The following is a 17762-nucleotide window of genomic DNA, read 5'->3' on the forward strand; positions in this document are numbered from 1 at the left end:
CATAGCCGCTGCTATTCGACTCTCGCCTCATTCGAGCTCGATCACGAAGGGACGGCCCTCGACCATCATCGCGCCCGGGCCCATCTCGTCGAGCGCGCGCAGCATGCGGCCGTCGCGTCCCAATGCACGGTCGGCGAGGCCGACGATGCGCCGGTTCGGCGAGGCGATGGGCGAGGCTGCGCGGATCTTCCTGGCGATCTCGATCTCATCGCGGTTCGGATTGAGTGCGCATACCGCTGCAAACGCGCTCGCCGTGGAGCGGCTGATGCCGGCGTAGCAATGCACCACCAGCGGCGCGCTACGGTCCCAGCCGCGCACGAAGGTCAACACCTGCTCGATATGCGTCTCTGACGGTGCGACGAAGCCGTCCATCTCCTCGATGATGTCGTCCATCGACACCTTGAGATGATTGGCCGGCAGCACGGACACGGGCCGCGCCACCTGCTCGACATTGGCCATCACCGTCAGCACGTGGCTGGCGCCGGTGAGGCGGACGGTTTCGGGAAGCGCGGCGAGGGAACAGACGTGGATCATGGCGGACCTTTTTGGCGCCGATTATAGCGAGCGGCCGTAGGGTGGGCAAAGGCACATCGCGCCGTGCCCACCGTTTCGCGCTGCGTACATCTCGCCTTGCTGGTGGGCACGCTCCCGCCTTCGCTCTGCGGGCTACGGCGGACAAGTCGCTTTGCCTACCCTACGAAGGGATGGTGTTACGCAAACACCGCGTTGAACCGCTCCAAAAACTGCTTCTCGGCCCGTGCCGCAGTCCAGGGCGTGAGATAGTCGCGCTGGACGCCGTCGGGCAGGCCCGGATCGCGGCCGAACAGGCGCCTTGCCTCGTTTTCGCTGAAGCCGGCGAGCTCGGTTGCCTCCAGATAGGCCGCGCCGCGATCGGCGGCTTTGATGGCTTGCGTGATTTCCTCTGGCAGCACCGGCGGCAAGCCGAAGCGGATGTGGATGGCGCCGAGCAGGCGCTTTTCGACCGCCTTGTAATGGCCGTCGAGCACAGCCTTGAACGGCGAGATCATGTCGCCGATCACATATTCGGGCGCGTCATGCAGCAACGCGGCCAGCCGTATGCGTTGATCCACGCGCGGCATCTCGTGCCGCATCACCGTCTCCACCAGTAGCGTGTGCTGCGCGACCGAGAAGATATGGGCGCCAACGGTCTGCCCGTTCCAGCGCGCCACCCGCGCCAGTCCATGCGCGATGTCGGCGATCTCGACATCGAGCGGGGAGGGATCGAGCAGGTCGAGCCGCCGTCCCGACAGCATGCGCTGCCAGGCGCGGGACTGCGCATCGCGCGCGGTCTTCTTCGCCGTCATTTGACCTTGAGGCGCGGCTTGCGCTGCGTCTTGCCGCAGCTTGCATGACAATGGCAGTCGACCAGATGGTCGTTGACCATGCCGGTCGCCTGCATGAAGGCATAGACGATGGTCGGGCCGACGAACTTGAAGCCGCGCGCGGACAGCTCCTTGGAGATCTGCACCGACAGCGGCGTTGAGGCCGGTACGCTCGCGGTGGTCTTGAAATGGTTGACCTTGGGCTCTCCGTCCATGAAGTCCCAGAGGAGCTTCGAGAAGCCCGGCCCCTTCTCCATGATCTCGAGATAGGACTTTGCGCTCAGGATCGCTCCGTCGATCTTGGCCTTGTTGCGGACGATTCCGGCGTCGTTCATCAGCGCGTGCACCTTCTTGGGCGTGTAGCGCGCGATCTTCTCCGGCTGGAAATCATCGAAGGCTTTGCGGAAATTGTCGCGCTTGCGCAGGATCGTGATCCAGGAGAGGCCGGCCTGGAAGCCGTCGAGCATCAGCTTTTCGTAGAGTGCGCGGTCGTCATATTCCGGCACGCCCCATTCGGTGTCGTGATAGGCGACATAGAGTGGATCTTCGCCGGGCCAGGGGCAGCGTGTCAGGCCGTCGGGATGCAGGCGAGGGGCGCGGCTCATGCGATGGGTTGTTTCGTTGGAATGCGCACGATGTCGGGTTCGGCGAGTGTCAGCGCGAGGCCGCCCGCGGTGAGGGGCTGGCCCGCATCGAGCGCATCGGCGACTCGGTCGACGCGCACCAGCGCGATGCCTTTGCCGCCGGCGGTCGAGCCGATAGTGCCGACCGGCTTGTCGCCGGCGAGAATGGTGGCGCCAATCTCGGGCGAGGGGCCCTCGAGCAACACTTTTACGCTGCGGGTTCGCGCGGTGCCGCGATGCTGCATGCGCGAGACGACCTCCTGGCCGACGTAGCAGCCCTTGTCGAAATCAATGCCGGCAAGCCGGTCCATGTTGGTCTCGTGTGGGAACGCGTCGCTGTACATGAAGTCCAGCCCGCCGCGCGGCACGCCGAGCGCGATACGGTAGGCGTCGTATTCGCTGGCATCGACGAGCTCGGCGCCGATGAGATCGGACAGCTTCTGCTTGAGATCCTCGGGGATCAGGATGCGATAGCCGAGCTCGCTATGGCGCGGATCGGCGAAGCCGAGGTCGGGCTGAGCGGCAGGCTGGCCGTCCCACGCCGCGAGCACGCCCAGCGCATCGGAGAGGTTTTCCACCGTGACCTTGGCGCGCAGCTTGTAGAATTTCAGCTTGGTGGCGAGGCCTTCGGCCAGCGCTTTAGGGCAATCGATCAGGAACCCGCCGCCATGGCCGGCGGGCACCTCCGTGATCAGGAAATCGACGATGATCTTGCCCTGCGGCGTCAGCAGCGCACCGAATCGCCCCAGGCCCGGCTTGAGCCTGTCGACATCGGTGGTGACGAGGCCGTTGAGGAAGTTGCGCGCATCCTCGCCCGCGACCTTGACCACGCCCCGGTCGGGAAGAAACGCTGATTTCATACGAAAATCTCTTGCGACATGTTGCTGCGGAACGTAAGCCCGCAAGCCACAAACGACAAGACCTCGAGCCCTGCGCTTGGGGATGAGAGAGGCCCTTAGCCATGACCCAGCGTTTCGACGTGATCCTCAAAGGCGGCACCGTCGTCAACCAGGACGGCGAGGGCTTGCGCGACATCGGCATCACGGGCGGCCGCATCGCCGAGATCGGCGCGTTGTCGCAAGGCAGCGCCGCGGAGGTGATCGACTGCCAGGGCCTGCACATCCTGCCCGGCGTGATGGACACGCAGGTGCATTTCCGCGAGCCCGGGCTGACCCACAAGGAAGACCTTGAGACGGGTTCGCGCAGCGCCGTGATGGGCGGCGTCACCGCCGTGTTCGAGATGCCGAACACCTCTCCGTTGACGGTAACGGAAGCCGAATTCACCGACAAGGTGAAGCGGGCCCATCACCGCATGCATTGCGATTTCGCCTTCTTCATCGGCGGCACCCGCGAGAACGTACAGGACCTGCCGGTGCTTGAGCGCGCGCCCGGCTGCGCGGGCGTCAAGGTGTTCATCGGCTCCTCAACCGGCGCGCTGCTGGTGGAGGACGACGAGAGCCTCCGCGGCATCTTTCAGGTCATCCGTCGCCGCGCCGCGTTCCACGCCGAGGACGAGTATCGCCTCAACGACCGCAAGTCGTTGCGCATCGAGGGCGACGCGCGCTCGCATCCGATCTGGCGCGACGAGACCGCGGCGCTGATGGCGACGCAGCGCCTCGTCAAGCTCGCGCACGAGACCGGCAAGCGCATCCACGTGCTGCACATCTCGACCAAGGAAGAGATCGAGTTCCTGCGCGATCACAAGGACGTCGCCTCCTGCGAGGCGACGCCGCATCATCTCACGCTGGTCGCGCCGGAATGCTACGAGCGGCTCGGCACGCTGGCGCAGATGAATCCTCCGGTGCGCGGGGCAGATCACCGCGCGGGCATCTGGCGCGGCATCGAGCAGGGCATCATCGATGTGCTCGGCTCCGACCACGCCCCGCATACGCTGGAAGAGAAGCAGAAGGCTTATCCGGCATCGCCCTCCGGCATGACCGGCGTGCAGACGCTGGTGCCTATTATGCTCGATCACGTCAATGCCGGCCGGCTGTCGCTGGCGAGGTTCGTCGATCTCACCAGCGCCGGTCCCGCGCGGCTCTACAACATGGCCTGCAAGGGCCGCATCGCCGCCGGCTACGATGCCGATTTCACCATCGTCGACTTGAAGCGCAGCGAGACAATCACCAACGAGTGGGTGGCGTCCAAAGCCGGCTGGACCCCCTACGACGGGTTGCGCGTCACCGGCTGGCCCGTCGGCACCTTCATCCGCGGCCGCCGCGTGATGTGGCAAGGCGAGCTGGTGACGGCCTCGCAAGGCGAGCCGGTGCGGTTTCTGGAGACCTTGAGGGCGTAGAGAGCTCGGTCAAGCCTCTCCTTCCGCTGTCATGCCACGCGAAGGCGTGGCATCCAGTACTCCGCGGCGATACTTGGCTGATACGATTGCCGCCTCGGGAATACTGGATTGCCCGCCTTCGCGGCCAATGACAGAGTGCCCGGAAGCGCAAGTTCAATTGGGAGAGAGTAATGTCCCCGCGGACACCCCTCATCACCACCGAGCAACTCGCAGCCATCCTCGACAATCCCAAGCTTCGCCTCTACGACTGCACGACCTACAACGAGCCGGTGCCACCGGGCAGCGACCTGCCTTATCGCGCGGTGCCGGGCGACAAGACGTTTGCGGCCGGCCACATTCCGGGCGCCGATTTCCTCGATCTGCAAGGCGAGTTCTCCGACGCCTCCGCGCAACAGTTTTTCATGATGCCGGATCTGGCCCAGCTGGAGGCCGCCTTCGGCCGCCATGGACTCGACGCGAACAAAACCATCGTGCTCTACAGTATCGGCACGATGATGTGGTCGACGCGGTTCTGGTGGATGCTGCGCTCGCTCGGCGTCGATGCGCTTGTGCTCGACGGCGGTTTCGACAAATGGAAGGACGAGGGGCGGCCGGTCGTATCGGGCGCACCGAAGGGCTATCCGGCCACGACGTTCCAGGCTGCACCTCGCCCAGGCTACTTCGTCGACAAGAACATCGTGAAGGCGCGGATCGGCGATCCCGCGACGGTGATCGTCAACGCGCTCGGTCCGCAGTTTCACCGCGGTCTCGAGCCGAGCCGCTACGGCCGGCCAGGCCGCGTTCCCGGCAGCGTCAACGTTCCCGCCGCGACGCTCACCAATGCCGACAAAACGCTGACGACACTGGCCGATGCCGAGGCCAAATTCACCGCCCAAGGCGTTACGCGCGATAAGAATGTGATCCTGTATTGCGGCGGCGGCATCTCGGCGACGATCGACCTGTTCCTGCTGACCCAGCTCGGCTACGACAAGCTCACGCTCTATGACGCCTCGATGGGCGAATGGGCGAGGGATCCCGCCCTGCCGATCGAGACGGACTAAGGAAGGCGCTTCTTATCTTCTCGCCTCCAGTGGCGCCTAAGAAACTCGGGAACCTTTCCTCAGAGGCTGCATCCAATAGCCAGATCGAACGGAGATGGGTAACCGCAATGCAACCGACCGCAGCCGGCCTATCCGCCGGCGTCAGAACCGCGGAAGCAGAGCTGATCGACCGGGCGAGGGGTCGCGACGAGGCCGCCTTGCGCGAGATCATGCAGGCCAACAACCGCAGGCTCTACCGCCTCGCGCGCGGCATCCTGCGCAGCGACAGCGAGGCCGAGGATGTGGTGCAGGAGACGTATGTCCGTGCCTTCACCCACCTCGACGGTTTTCGGGGCGAGGCCGGGTTGTCGACCTGGCTGTCGCGCATCGCCATCAACGAGGCGCTCGGCCGGGTGCGCAGCCGAAAGCCCGATGTCGAGCTCGGCGCAATACCAGATGATGCCGCGCTGGATGCGCAGATCATCAAGTTTCCCGTTTCTCCCGCAGGCGATCCGGAAAGGACCATGGCCCAACGTGAAATCCAGCGCGTGGTCGAACGCGCAATTGACGAGTTGCCGGATGTCTTCCGCATGGTCTTCGTTGCCCGGGTCATGGAGGGGATGACCATCGAGGAGACCGCCGATTTGCTCGGCGTAAAGCCCGAAACCGTGAAGACGCGACTGCACCGCGCCCGCACCATGCTGCGCGAGAATGTCGAGAAGGAGATCGGGCCAGTGGTGATGAATGCGTTCCCGTTCGCGGGATGGCGATGTGAGCGCTTGACCGTATCAGTGCTGAAGCGGCTCGGCTTCAGCGGCTAAAGTTTTCGGGAACGTTTGCGCGAAATATCCATCCAATTCCTGTGAAGCAACGCGCCGGCCCAAACGTCCGGCACCACAGGAGTATCAAGCCATGTTCTTCCGACCGAGCGCGGCGATCGCCGCAGCCGTTCTGCTGTCCAGTCCTGCGCTGCTGCAAGGCGCGAGTGCAGCCGACAAGCCTACCGATCCGCAGATCGCCCATATTGCCTACACCGCGGGCGTGATCGACATCAACGCAGCGAAGCACGCGATGAAGAAGGCCAAGAACAAGGACGTCAAGGCGTTTGCTGAGGACATGGTGCGCGACCATGAGGCCGTCAACAAGCAGGCGCTCGCGCTGGTCAAGAAGCTGAACGTCACGCCTGAAGACAACGACACCAGCCGCGCGCTGTCCAAGCAGGCGAGCGACAAGCTGGCTGAGCTCGACAAGCTGAGCGGCGCCGCCTTCGACAAGGCCTATGTCCAGAACGAGGTCGCCTACCACAAGGCGGTCAACGGCGCGCTGGAGACCCAGCTCATTCCGTCCGCGAGCAATAACGAGCTGAAGAGCCTGTTGCAGACCGGCCTGAAGATCTTCCAGGGTCATCAACAGCACGCCGAGCACGTCGCGGCCGAGCTAAAATAGGAGAGTGCGATGAAGCCGGGACGCCTCGCTTCGATCGCGCTTGCGGTCATGTTCCTGTCCATGGTCGTCCCGGCGCGTGCGGCGACCATTCAAATCACGATGGATAATCTCGTGATCTCACCGGCCGAAATGTCGGCCAAAGTCGGTGACATCGTTGAGTGGATCAACAAGGACATCTTCGCACACACAGCCACCGCGACCAACGGCGATTTCGACGTCGCTCTGCCGCCGAAGAAGTCCGCGACGTTCGTGGTGAAGAAAGCGGGAACGGTCGATTACTATTGTCGCTATCATCCCAATATGAAGGCGACTCTGAAAGTCGAGCCCTGACGCCAGGAGCGCATTCCCGATCGCATCGGGAATGTCTCACGGTCATCGTCAGACTAAGCTCGTCCGCGCTCAATCGCTTCTGTGCGATAAATCCGCAGCAGACTTCGCGAGCACGTCGCAAAGTCATTCATCCGTCAACTGGCCCCGTCCGTGGCGGGGCCATTTTTGGAACAGGAGTTATTGTCTGGAGATTCCGACCGAGAACTCGCCGTTGCGAATGCGGCCAGGAAAGCCCTCGACGAACTTCGCCACCGCGTCCTCGCCATAGGTGCCGACGAGCTCGGCAAACGCCGCGAACAGGCTCGCCTGCGCCAGGCAATCGCCGTCGACGCCGTCATGGCGCGCCTCGGCCCAGGCCTCGTTGAGATAGCTCAGCGCAGCCTGCTTCTGCTCGTGATCGGGCAGCGGCGCGCGGGCGGGGGCGTAGGAAATCGGCTGGCTCATGAAACTCGGTCAGGGCTGGGGCGCGATCCACGGCGATGCGCTGTGCGAGAGGTGTAGCACGGGCGTTAACGACCGCTAGGCCACATCTTTAAGAACGGTTAACGCCTGTGAACAAAGTCGATGACAGAGTTCCATCCGGGTCATTTCCGGCCGCGCGCAGTGCGAACCGGACGGAGAGCTCAGTTCGCGTAACGCGCCGTGAGATCGCGCGAGATCTTCGAGCCTTCCTCGATATAGCGGCGGATCGCCACCGTCGCCGCGGGCGTGCAGCTCCGGTAGGTCTGCTGAAAGCCGTTATAGCCGCGGTTGAAGGCGGCGATCATGCGGGTGCGGCGCTCGCCGGAGGGGGTTTCGGCATCGATCAGCGCCTGCATCTCGCTGCGCCATTTGTTGCCCTCGTTGGACCCGCAGATGCCGCGCAGATAATGCAGCCCGCCGAGGATCTCCGCCAGCCGCTGCAAATCGCCGTCAAACGGCGCCGCCACGTCCTGAGCCCGGCCGGGCGCAGAGGCGCAAGCGAGAATCAGGGCGAAAATGGCCAGAAGTCGCATGGACATTGGCGGGGTGTATGCCTCCTCGGGGCGTTGCACGCAAGGCGGGGCGTCAGTCTCCGATCAGGCGTGCGGCGGACTGGATGACCTCCTCCAGTCCCCCGGTCAGCTTGAGCTCGCCGAGGCCGGCGATGGCATCCGGGGCGATCCAGCGGTAGTCGTCGAGCTCGTCGTTCAGAGCCGGTTCCTTGGCCACCCAGCGGGCGGCAAAGGACATGATCAGGTAATGACCGGCTCCGGCTGCCGCCGGCAGCACCTCGCGCCAGCCGGCGAGGCCAATGATGTCGATGGCAAGCCCGGTCTCCTCGTCGACTTCGCGCAGCAGGGCCTGGTGCAGCGATTCGCCGAACTCGACCCGACCCCCGGGCAGCGAATAGAACCCCTTTGCGGGCGAACGGGCGCGGCGGGTCAGAAGCACCTTGCCGTCGCGAAAAATCGCGGCACTGACCGCGATCTGGGGATGGGACAGCTGGACCGCGGAAGCCACGGTTCAGTTCGCCATGATGTTGTCGATGTCGGCTTCCGCGCCGCCATTGATGATGCCGCCGCAGGCCGCGATCAGCGGCTTGACCCATGCCGTGGCCTGCTCGGCGAGCCGAACGCGCGTCGTGTCCTTGTCGACCTCGCGCATGGCCGAGCCGACCGCGGTCAGGATCGAGGTCATGGTGTCCGTGATGTGGTCGAACTGGGCCCGCACCTTGGGATCCGCCTTCTCATAAGCCTCGATGGCGAGGTCGCGCGCCTTAAAATTCGACGCCGTGAAATGCTCGGCATAGGACAGCGGCGTCCAGGTCAGAAAATCTTCCGCGCATTCCGGCATGTCAGGGACCATTTCCAGCAGCATCACGGCTTCATTGAAATGGTTGAGATAGTCGGTGGCAAGCCCCGTCCGCGGGTTGATGTTGGCGACGCGCAGCCGCTCGGCCCAGGCGGCGGCCTCGGGGCCCGTCTGTACATGCGTCCGCGCGGGCTGGGAGGCCGTTGAGCTCATTCGCCGCAGTGTTAACGTTCGGGGTTAAAAGGACCTGAACGGACCCTATATAGACCCCCTGGGATGTGTGGACGCTTTGTCATAACTTCGGCCCCCGCGGCTTTGCGGCAATTGTTCGGCTATGTCGAGCAGCCGAATTTTCCGCCCCGGTACAACGTGGCTCCGACGCAGCCGATTCCGGTCGTATGGATCGAGAACGGCGCGCGCCATTTCCGCCTGATGCGTTGGGGGTTTTTGCCGGGCTGGGTCAAGGATCCTCGCGGGTTTACGCTCCTGATCAACGCCCGCTGCGAGACGGTGCTGGAGAAGCCCGCCTTCAGACACGCGATTCGCCGCCGGCGCGGCCTGATCCCGGCGGACGGCTATTTCGAGTGGAAGGTGGAGGGCGGCCGCAAGCAGCCCTTCTTCATCCATCGCGCCGATGGCGCGCCGCTCGGCTTTGCCGCTTTGTTCGAGACCTGGATCGGGCCGAATGGCGAGGAGCTCGACACGGTCGCCATCGTCACGGCAGCGGCCGGCGAAGATCTCGCGGGGCTGCATGACCGCGTGCCCGTCACCATCAGCCCGCGCGATTTCGAGCGCTGGCTCGATTGCCGCAGCGACGAGATCGATGCGATCCTGCCGCTGATGACCGCTCCGCGCATTGGCGAATTCGCCTGGCACCCGGTCTCCACCCGCGTCAACCGCGTCGCCAATGACGACGAGCAGTTGCTGTTGCCGATCAGCGCCGAGGAGATGGAGGCGGACGTCGTGAAGCCGAAGAAGGGAGTGCGGAAGGCGGCGGTTGGGTCGGTGGATGACGGGCAGGGGTCGTTATTCTGATCGCCGATGCCGTAGGGTGGGCGAAGCGAAGCATGCCCACCATCGTGCGCCAAGAAATCGACAGGTGGTGGGCACGGCGCGTTGCGCCTTTGCCCACTCCCTACGGCAGCGGCATATGTCGCGGCTTACACAATCTCCTTCGCCCTCAGCTCCGCGATCTCCGCCGCATCGAACCCCAGCTCGCCCAGCACAGCGTCCGTATCCGCCCCAAGCTCCGGCGCCATGCGGTCCAGCTTGCCGCCGCCATGGGCGAGCTTGAATCCGCTGCCGGCAAAGCGCAGGCGGCCATAAGGCGTGTCCAGCTCCTGGATCGCGCCGCGCGCCTTGATTTGCGGGTGGTCGATCACCTCCTCGACCTTCCAGATGCTGGCGCAGGGTGCGCCGGCATCTTCCAGGATAGTCTCCCATTCGCGCGCCGGCCGTGCCGCCAGCGCGGCCTCGATGATGGCGCGAAGCGCGCCCTCGTTCTCGTTGCGGGAGAACCAGTCGGCGAAGCGCGGATCGCTCATCGTGTCCTCGCGGCCGAGCGCAACCATGAGCGCGCGGTACTGCTTCTCGTTGTTGACGGCGAGCAGGATGTGACCATCGCCGCATTTGAACAGGTTGGCCGTGGTCCTGCGGCTCACCGCCTGGTTGCCCGAGAGCGTTTGACGATGGCTGGCAACGGACCAATCCGCGATCTGGCCCGAGAGGAACGCCAGCGTCGCCTCCAGCATGGAGACGTCGATGAGCTGGCCCTTGCCGGTGCGGTCGCGCTGATACAGTGCGCTCGACACGCCGAACGCCGCGGTCGCGCCCGACAGCACGTCGCATACCGCAAAGCCCGCGCGCGTCGGTCCGGTCTCGGGATGGCCGGTGATCGCCATGATGCCGGACAGCGCCTGCATCTTGCCGTCATAGCCGGGCCGTAGGCGGTCCGGCCCGGTCTGGCCGAAGCCTGACACCGCGCAATAGATCAGCTTCGGATTGATGGCGGATAGAGCCTCGTAGCCGATGCCGAGCTTGTCCATCACGCCGGGACGGAAATTTTCCATGACGACGTCGACCTGGCTCGCGAGCTTCTTCACGATCGCGCTCGCCTCGGGCTTTTGCAGGTCCAGCGTCAGGCTGCGTTTGTTGCCGTTGATGGCCTGGAACGCCGGCGCCAGCCCGCGCTCGGCCCATTCGCGGCTGAGCGGCGTGCGGCGCATGTCCTCGCCCTCGCGCCGCTCGACCTTGATGACGTCGGCGCCAAGTAGCGCGAGCTGATAGCTCGCATAGGGGCCGGCCAGCACTTGCGTGAAGTCCAGGATCTTCACGCCCTCGAACGGTCGCATTACGTCGCTCTCCCTTTTGTCTTCGTTTATTGGAGGATGTCAGGCGGCGCGGTTGCCGCGCGCGATCTCCTTCTGCTTGTCGAATTCGGCGCGGCGGCGCGCCAGCTCTTCCGGCGAAAGCTGCGCCACGTTGTTGTAGTCGAGCTTCCAGGAGGCATCCTCGCTCCAGCGCAGCGGCGATTGCATCGTCGTCTGCGGGCCGCTGGCGGTCTCCAGCAGCCGCAGCGCCAGCTCCAGCGTCTGCGCCTGCGAGGCGATGTCATGCGGCTTGCCGGCGGAATTGCCGAGCGGGAAATCCGAGAAGAGGAAGCGCGGCACGGCGGCGTGCTCGACGATGTCCTTGGCGCAGCCCATGATCACGGTGGCAATGCCGTTCCGCTCCAGGTGCCGCGCCACCAGCGCGGTGGTCTGGTGGCAGACCGGGCAGTTCGGCACCAGCAGCGCGACGTCAACCGCGTCCGCGAGGCAGCGCGCCAGGATCTCCGGCGCGTCGGTCTCGAGCGTGACGCGATGGCTGCGGTTGGTCGGCGCGCCGAAGAAGCGCGGGGCGACCTCGCCGATGCGGCCAGCGGCGCTGGCCTTCAGCAGCTGCGGCAGCGGAAACCAGGTGCCGCTGTCGGTCGCGCTGGTGTGCTTGCGGTCGTAGCCGATGTGCGAGATGCGCAGATCGTGCTGCTTCGACGTATCGCCGTCATAGACCTGGTAAAACTTCGCGCCGCCATTATACGCCGCGCCCGGCCCCTGGTCGCCCTTGCTCGGGTCGAACGGTGCGGCCGTGGTGATGATCGTCACGCGCGACTGCGCCAATGGTTTCTTCAGCGGCTGGAACGGTGCCTCCGTGTAATGCGCCCAGCGATACGGCGTGGTGTAGCCGATCGCCGCGTAATAGTCGCGCGTGCGCTGCATGTAGGGGACGGGAGAATCGTAGTCGGGCGCAAAGCCGAATTCGTCGTCGCGCGGAGCGGACATGGGCGCATCTCCTGGTTCTTGGTTAGGGGCCAGACTAGAGATAGATTTGGGGGCGCTCAACGGGGGCGAGCAGGACGCGGGACAGAATTGCAGGCTCGATAGAGCGAGCCGCGCTCTTCCCTCTCCCCTTGTGGGAGAGGGTGGCTCGCCGCGTCGCGGCGAGACGGATGAGGGGTATCTCTCCGCGAGTCCAACTCCCTCAGGAGTTCGGGGAAGCATACCCCTCATCCGGCGCTTCGCGCCACCTTCTCGCACAAGGGGAGAAGGGAAGAAGCCGGCCGCAAGCTCACCTGAACACGTGCAACGCCACATATTGCAGCAGCATGATCGCCTTGGCGTCGATGATGCGGCCGTCGGCGATCATCGCCAGCGCTTCGTCGATGGCAAGCTCCAGCACCTCGATGTCCTCGCCCTCGTGCGCGAGGCCGCCACCGTCGCTGACCCGCATCTCCGGCTCGTATTCGGCGACGAAGAAATGGAGCTTCTCGGTGATGGCGCCCGGGCTCATGAAGGCCTCGAACACCTTGTGGACATCGTGCAGGCGATAGCCGGTTTCCTCCTCGGCCTCGGCGCGAATGCGCACCTCGGGGGCGGCGTCATCCAGCACGCCGGCGGCGGCTTCGATCAGCAGATCGTCGTAGCCGCGAATGAACGCCGGCAGGCGGAACTGGCGCACCAGGATCACGGTGCGCCGCGCCCGATTATACGGCAGCACGGCCGCGGCGTTGTCGCGCTCATAGGTCTCCCGGTGCTGCGTCTGCCACTCGCCATTGGCGCGCCGGTACTCGAACGTGGTGTTCTTCAGCGGCGTCCAGTTGTCCGAGAGCACGCGGACGTCCTTGATGCGGACACGGTCGGAAATGGTCATGGCTCGGTCTTAGTTGCTTGGAGTCGTCTCGCGGCCGTCGAGCCACTTCTGGAACATCACCGAGGTGGATTCCGTAAAGCCCAGTGACTGGTAGAACGCATTGGCCTGCGCGTTCTCGCGCCGGACCAGGAGCTGGAGCTTGAGAATTCCGGCCGCGCGCAGCCAGTCCTCGGCCGCTGCCATGATGATGCGGCCGTAACCGCGCTTGCGGCAATCAGGATCGACCGCGACGTAATAGACCCAGCCGCGATGACCGTCATGGCCGACCATGATTGTGGCGACGATCGCGCCGCCCTCGCGGCCGACCAGCACCGTGGAATTGTCACGGCGGCGCGCCAGTGCGATGTCGGCACGCGGGTCGTTCCACGGCCGGGTCAGGCCGCAGCGCTGCCACAGCGCCACGACGGGCTCGACATCGGCGTCCTCGATGGCGTCGATCGCAAGAGCGCTCACAGCACCTTCCCCGGATTCATGATTCCCAGCGGATCGAGCATCGCCTTGATCGAGCGCATCAGCTCGATCGCGGTCTTGTCCTTCACCTCGGGCAGTTCGTCGCGCTTGAGCACGCCGATGCCGTGCTCCGCCGAGATCGAGCCGCCCATGCGCAGCACGATCTCGAACACCACCGCGTTCATCTCGTGCCAGCGGGCCAGAAAGTCTGCCGTGTTGGCGCCGACCGGCTGGCTCACGTTGTAGTGCAGATTGCCGTCGCCGAGGTGACCGAACGGCACCGGCCGCGCGCCGGGGATCAGCTTCACCACCGCGGCATCGGCCTCGGCGATGAAGGCGGGCACGGCCGCGACGGGGACGGAGATGTCGTGCTTGATCGAGCCGCCTTCCGGCTTCTGCGCCGCCGACATCTCATCGCGCAGCTTCCAGAAGCCGGCACGCTGGGTGAGATTGGCCGCGATCACGGCGTTGTCGACGATCTCCTCTTCCATGGCGCGGGTCAGGATCGTCTCCAGCGGCGTGCGGGCATCCTCGCCCGGCGAAGACAATTCCATCAGCACGTACCAGGGATGCTTTTCTGCGAGCGGATCGCGCACGTCGACGCCGTGGCGGATGGAGAAGTCGACCGCCATCTGCGACAGCAGCTCGAAGCTGGTCAGCGCATTCGCGGCCTCGCCTTGCGCGATCGTCAGCAGTTTGAGCGCCGCGGCCGGCGACTTCAGCCCGACGAAGGCGGTCTCGACCGCCCGCGGCTTCGGAAACAATTTTAAAGTCGCCGCCGTGACGATGCCGAGCGTGCCTTCCGCGCCGATGAAGAGGTTGTGCAGATTGTAGCCGGTGTTGTCCTTCTTCAGCTTCGACAGCACGTTCAGCACGCGCCCGTCGGCCAGCACCACTTCGAGCCCCAGCGCCATCTCGCGCGCGACGCCATAGGCGAGCGCGGCGGTGCCGCCGGCATTGGTCGAGAGATTGCCGCCGATGGTGCAGCTGCCTTCGGCACCTAACGAGAGCGGAAACAGCCGGTCGACCTCCGCCGCCTTCTGCTGCGCGATTTGCAGCACGACGCCGGCCTCGCAGGTCATGATGTTGGAGGCGGTGTCGACCTCGCGGATCTTGTCGAGCCGCCGCAGCGACACCACCACTTCGCCATTGTGCGGCGTCTGCCCGCCGACGAGGCCGGTATTGCCGCCCTGCGGCACCAGCGCGATCCTGTGCGCGGAGGCGAGCTTGCAGATCTCCGAGACTTCCGCCGTCGAGCCCGGACGCAGCACCAGCGGCGAGCGGCCGTGAAACAAATTGCGTTCCTCGGTGACGTAAGCCTCGATGTCGGCGGCATCGGTGATCGCGTGGCGCTCGCCGACGATCTTGCGGAATTGTTCGATCAACTCGGGCGCAAGCGGCGGGGTGGCGGATGTGTTGATGTTCATGTGGTCGTCCTTCATTCCGCTACTTATACCTTGCGCATGATCTGATCGGAAAACCGCCGCACACTTTTCGCTAACGCGTCCCTTAGAGTCCGGATCATGCGCTATCGGGCAACCGCCGCCCGGCGCAGCCGGTCGTTGATCGCTTCGCCAAGTCCCTCTTCGGGAATCGTCATCACCGCGATCGCCCGCGGCCCCTTCGCATCGAGGCTGCGAAGATAGCCGAACAGATTGGCAGCGGCTTCATCGAGATCGCCGGCGGGCGACAAGTTCATGATAGCGGCGGCGGCTTCAACGCCGGGCAGGCGCCCCGGGCCGAATGCCAGCAGCGCTTCGCCCGGTGCGACCTCGTACGCATTGAGCCGTACATGGGCGCGCGGCGCGTAATGCGAAGCCAGCATGCCTGGCGCCAGCGGCTGGCTGTCCCCGCTCTCGGTCTCCGCGGGTGGCCGCGCCAAGGGTGCGCCGAGCACGGCCTCGATACGCTCGCGCGACAGCCCGCCGGGGCGGAGCAGCATCAAGCTCTCGAAGCAGCCGACAATCGTCGACTCGACGCCGACCTCGACTGGCCCGCCGTCGACGATCAGGTCGATCCGCCCTGCAAGGTCGCTTTTGACATGGTCGGCCAGCGTCGGCGAGACATGGCCCGAGATGTTTGCGGACGGCGCCACCACCGCCCCGCCAAAGGCGTGCAGGATCGCCTGCGCCACCGGATGGGCGGGGATGCGAATCGCGACCGTATCGAGGCCGGCGGTGGCGAGCTCTGCCACCGGGCAGTTATCCGTCTTCGGCACCACCAGGGTCAGCGGCCCCGGCCAGAACGCCTCCGCAAGCTTGAGGGCGCGCGCATCGAGCCGGCCGATCCGCTTTGCGGCGGCAACGTCGGCGACATGGGCGATCAGCGGATTGAACGCAGGCCGCCCCTTGGCGGCGTAGAGATGGGCGATCGCAGCGGCATTGGCGGCATCCGCCCCGAGCCCATAGACCGTCTCGGTCGGAAACGCGACCAGCCCGCCGGCCGCGAGCGCCCGGGCCGCGGCCGCGGCGGCAGCCTCTCCGGCCGGCAAAATCAGCGTTTCAAGACGCGTTTTCACAGGGATAAAATTCCTCAACTCGGCCGCTTGCGGTGCGCCAAACCCAACGCTATAAGCCGCCTTCTTGTCGGAGTGTGGCTCAGCCCGGTAGAGCACTGCGTTCGGGACGCAGGGGTCGCAGGTTCGAATCCTGCCACTCCGACCATTCTTCCAAAAGTCGACGTATTCCTAAAGGCTTGACAGACCGGCCGCCGGCGCCTCGGGAGCGCCTTTTTGCAACGATTTTCGCGGCGGGTCCACGATGGATTTGGCCTAGCAGGGACGTCTGTCGGGGCGGCATGGCTCGCGCCGACCAACGCGCCTTACGGTCATGGCGGTTGCGGTCGACCCTGGGCAGGCCACGAAGTTGTGCAGGTCGGCGCATCTGACTGGCCCGCAGCCCTGGCACTCTGTTTGCTCAGTCAGGACCATCGGCAGTCCCCAGCGGAGGGACTGTTTCAGGGTGAGGCAAACAATGAAAGAAGTGTCCCGTTTTGGCTCCACTGGAGAGCTTCGGCTCAGCGCGCTGATTGCGGATTTGTGGTGGCGCGTTCAGCTCATGAATTCCGACATCCTCGAAGAAGAGGCCAAGGCCGGAGTGTTTGACGTGAAGGACCCGTCCTATCCGCTGCTCGCGACAAACCTTCGCGCGCGACGTGAGAATCTCGTGTCGACGATCAATGCGCTCGAGCAACGCGCGAAATCGGTCCGCGCCGCCGCGTGAGCTTCACCGCCGCGCCACAAGCATGCCGACCAAGAACGCCACCATCAGCGATGGCAGCGGCGCCTCGCGCACCATGCCGCGGACGATGTCCTGCCAGTGCTGCTCCGGGACGAGTCTTGGAGACCTGACGTCGGCGAGCGGCGCCATGCCCAATTCCGAGGCGAGGTCGGTGATCTCGCGCCTGGCAAGGCGCGAGCCGTCGCGGATGCGGAAGATGGCAGCGTCGGATCGCTCGCGCGGCGCCAGCGCCATCAGCGTCGCGATCGCGGTGCGCAACGTCATCTCGCCATAGCCTTGCAGCCTCACCGACTCCTCGGGGTCGGACGTCATGCGAAATCCCTCACGGTGCGAGGCGCGCGATGCCCGTCATGGTCTTGCTCCATGCTCAGCATGGAAATGGTGGTGCGCGAGGTTGGTTCCTTGTTCGGCGAGCGAATCGCGATAGGCCTGATTACTTGCGCAGCAGCTCGCTCAGCGCGGCCGTCGCCTCGGCGCAGCGGATGTCGTCGATTTCGCGCGACAGGCTGAGCGCGCTCGATCTCAGTTCTTCGATCTTCCAGCCCTCGGGATGCTGGCCTTCGAGCTGGCCAAGCCGCTTGTTCAGGTCATCCAGTCTCGATTGGAGTTGCCCGATGCTGGCGGCCCCATTCACTTTCCAAACGCGCTGTGCACGCATCGTAGTTCCCCTGCTAGTCTCACGGCGTTGTGAGAGCGGTTCGTGGCCGTAATGGGAGTTTCTTTTGGCCGGCTTCAGACCGTGGGGAACCGTTGCAAATTCGCAACGATCGCAGCTGGCAAGGGTCGCCCGCACTCACTTGCAGCGTAGCTCCTCATAGCCCGATGGAACGCAGCGTAACCCGGGGTCTGCTTGCGCGCACACTCCCGGTTTGCGCTTCCGCTCCAGCCGCGCCTGTGTCGCCCGTCTGTCAATTCCCTCGCGCAAAAATATTCCACTTTACCGAAATTCGGAAATAACGTATGTATCGCCCATCCCGGCTCATCCGAGAGGGGCGATCATGTGTCGTGATGATCGCGGAGCCGGGCTTGCGGTGGACGCGGCAGCGTCGGGCGCG

23 protein-coding genes and 1 tRNA gene are annotated in these 17762 nt (G+C 65.0%); 8 read left to right on the forward strand and 16 right to left on the reverse strand.

Annotation, left to right across the window (positions count from 1 at the left end):
- Window positions 1-27: 27 nt before the first annotated feature.
- The 4 genes from IVA96_RS15135 to IVA96_RS15150 form a co-directional block, all read right to left on the reverse strand.
- Window positions 28-534 carry a protein tyrosine phosphatase gene (locus IVA96_RS15135; RefSeq protein WP_247280309.1) on the reverse strand — a complete coding sequence of 169 codons (507 nt, stop codon included), beginning with the start codon at window positions 532-534 and terminating at the stop codon, window positions 28-30.
- Between the two features lie 176 nt (window positions 535-710).
- On the reverse strand, window positions 711-1325 hold the full coding sequence (locus tag IVA96_RS15140) for an HD family hydrolase (protein ID WP_247280310.1): 615 nt from the start codon (window positions 1323-1325) through the stop codon (window positions 711-713).
- Entirely contained in the window at window positions 1322-1948 is a 627-nt protein-coding gene (locus IVA96_RS15145) for a DNA-3-methyladenine glycosylase I (RefSeq protein ID WP_247280311.1), read from the reverse strand. The genes IVA96_RS15140 and IVA96_RS15145 overlap by 4 nt, the downstream gene beginning before the upstream one ends.
- Window positions 1945-2826 (reverse strand): folate-binding protein, encoded by an 882-nt coding sequence (locus tag IVA96_RS15150; protein ID WP_247280312.1) that lies wholly within the window; start codon window positions 2824-2826, stop codon window positions 1945-1947. The genes IVA96_RS15145 and IVA96_RS15150 overlap by 4 nt, the downstream gene beginning before the upstream one ends.
- 101 nt (window positions 2827-2927) lie before the next feature.
- Between IVA96_RS15150 and IVA96_RS15155 the strand changes: the two genes are divergently transcribed.
- The 5 genes from IVA96_RS15155 (at window position 2928) to IVA96_RS15175 (ending at window position 7057) form a co-directional block, all read left to right on the forward strand.
- Entirely contained in the window at window positions 2928-4262 is a 1335-nt protein-coding gene (locus IVA96_RS15155) for a dihydroorotase (RefSeq protein WP_247280313.1), read from the forward strand.
- Window positions 4263-4432: 170 nt separating this feature from the next.
- Window positions 4433-5302, forward strand: a complete 870-nt coding sequence (locus IVA96_RS15160; RefSeq protein ID WP_247280314.1) for a sulfurtransferase — start codon at window positions 4433-4435, stop codon at window positions 5300-5302.
- Window positions 5303-5409: 107 nt separating this feature from the next.
- A complete protein-coding gene (locus IVA96_RS15165) occupies window positions 5410-6102 on the forward strand; it encodes an RNA polymerase sigma factor (RefSeq protein ID WP_247280315.1) in 693 nt (230 codons plus the stop codon).
- A gap of 91 nt (window positions 6103-6193) precedes the next feature.
- The gene (locus tag IVA96_RS15170) at window positions 6194-6727 is read left to right on the forward strand and encodes a DUF4142 domain-containing protein (protein ID WP_247280316.1); all 534 of its coding nucleotides are present in this window, start codon (window positions 6194-6196) and stop codon (window positions 6725-6727) included.
- Between the two features lie 9 nt (window positions 6728-6736).
- On the forward strand, window positions 6737-7057 hold the full coding sequence (locus IVA96_RS15175) for a cupredoxin family copper-binding protein (protein ID WP_247280317.1): 321 nt from the start codon (window positions 6737-6739) through the stop codon (window positions 7055-7057).
- Window positions 7058-7234: 177 nt separating this feature from the next.
- On the opposite strand, the gene IVA96_RS15180 is transcribed toward IVA96_RS15175, so the two are convergent.
- From IVA96_RS15180 to IVA96_RS15195, 4 genes are all read right to left on the reverse strand, one after another.
- Entirely contained in the window at window positions 7235-7501 is a 267-nt protein-coding gene (locus tag IVA96_RS15180) for a hypothetical protein (protein WP_024341552.1), read from the reverse strand.
- Window positions 7502-7680: 179 nt separating this feature from the next.
- Complete coding sequence (locus IVA96_RS15185) at window positions 7681-8058, reverse strand: TIGR02301 family protein (RefSeq protein ID WP_247280318.1); 378 nt, start codon at window positions 8056-8058, stop codon at window positions 7681-7683.
- 46 nt (window positions 8059-8104) lie between these two features.
- On the reverse strand, window positions 8105-8539 hold the full coding sequence (locus tag IVA96_RS15190; protein WP_247280319.1) for an NUDIX hydrolase: 435 nt from the start codon (window positions 8537-8539) through the stop codon (window positions 8105-8107).
- 3 nt (window positions 8540-8542) lie between these two features.
- Window positions 8543-9043: a hypothetical protein gene (locus IVA96_RS15195; RefSeq protein ID WP_247280320.1), complete on the reverse strand. Its 501-nt coding sequence runs from the start codon at window positions 9041-9043 to the stop codon at window positions 8543-8545.
- Between the two features lie 63 nt (window positions 9044-9106).
- Here IVA96_RS15195 and IVA96_RS15200 point away from each other — a divergent pair, with 63 nt between their 5' ends.
- Window positions 9107-9865: an SOS response-associated peptidase gene (locus IVA96_RS15200; protein WP_247280321.1), complete on the forward strand. Its 759-nt coding sequence runs from the start codon at window positions 9107-9109 to the stop codon at window positions 9863-9865.
- A 125-nt stretch (window positions 9866-9990) separates the two neighbouring features.
- Here IVA96_RS15200 and IVA96_RS15205 read toward each other — a convergent pair whose 3' ends face one another.
- From IVA96_RS15205 to IVA96_RS15230, 6 genes are all read right to left on the reverse strand, one after another.
- Window positions 9991-11181, reverse strand: a complete 1191-nt coding sequence (locus IVA96_RS15205) for a CoA transferase (protein WP_247280322.1) — start codon at window positions 11179-11181, stop codon at window positions 9991-9993.
- Between the two features lie 39 nt (window positions 11182-11220).
- A complete protein-coding gene (locus tag IVA96_RS15210) occupies window positions 11221-12150 on the reverse strand; it encodes a glycine reductase (RefSeq protein WP_247418068.1) in 930 nt (309 codons plus the stop codon).
- 286 nt (window positions 12151-12436) lie between these two features.
- On the reverse strand, window positions 12437-13018 hold the full coding sequence (locus IVA96_RS15215) for an NUDIX domain-containing protein (protein WP_247280324.1): 582 nt from the start codon (window positions 13016-13018) through the stop codon (window positions 12437-12439).
- A 9-nt stretch (window positions 13019-13027) separates the two neighbouring features.
- On the reverse strand, window positions 13028-13471 hold the full coding sequence (locus IVA96_RS15220; RefSeq protein ID WP_247418071.1) for a GNAT family acetyltransferase: 444 nt from the start codon (window positions 13469-13471) through the stop codon (window positions 13028-13030).
- Window positions 13468-14895 (reverse strand): FAD-binding oxidoreductase, encoded by a 1428-nt coding sequence (locus IVA96_RS15225; protein ID WP_247280326.1) that lies wholly within the window; start codon window positions 14893-14895, stop codon window positions 13468-13470. The genes IVA96_RS15220 and IVA96_RS15225 overlap by 4 nt, the downstream gene beginning before the upstream one ends.
- A 101-nt stretch (window positions 14896-14996) precedes the next feature.
- Window positions 14997-15986, reverse strand: coding sequence for an L-threonylcarbamoyladenylate synthase (locus tag IVA96_RS15230; protein ID WP_247280327.1), 990 nt, complete (start codon window positions 15984-15986; stop codon window positions 14997-14999).
- Between the two features lie 68 nt (window positions 15987-16054).
- Here IVA96_RS15230 and IVA96_RS15235 point away from each other — a divergent pair.
- Both IVA96_RS15235 and IVA96_RS15240 read left to right on the forward strand, forming a co-directional pair.
- Window positions 16055-16131: transfer RNA gene (locus IVA96_RS15235), tRNA-Pro, on the forward strand.
- 309 nt (window positions 16132-16440) lie between these two features.
- Window positions 16441-16689 (forward strand): hypothetical protein, encoded by a 249-nt coding sequence (locus IVA96_RS15240; RefSeq protein WP_247280328.1) that lies wholly within the window; start codon window positions 16441-16443, stop codon window positions 16687-16689.
- Between the two features lie 3 nt (window positions 16690-16692).
- Here IVA96_RS15240 and IVA96_RS15245 read toward each other — a convergent pair whose 3' ends face one another.
- The gene (locus tag IVA96_RS15245; protein ID WP_247280329.1) at window positions 16693-17019 is read right to left on the reverse strand and encodes a hypothetical protein; all 327 of its coding nucleotides are present in this window, start codon (window positions 17017-17019) and stop codon (window positions 16693-16695) included.
- Between the two features lie 121 nt (window positions 17020-17140).
- On the reverse strand, window positions 17141-17365 hold the full coding sequence (locus IVA96_RS15250; protein WP_247280330.1) for a hypothetical protein: 225 nt from the start codon (window positions 17363-17365) through the stop codon (window positions 17141-17143).
- Window positions 17366-17762 lie beyond the last annotated feature (397 nt).

Source organism: Bradyrhizobium sp. 159 (assembly GCF_023073795.1).
Classification (GTDB): Bacteria; Pseudomonadota; Alphaproteobacteria; order Rhizobiales; family Xanthobacteraceae; genus Bradyrhizobium.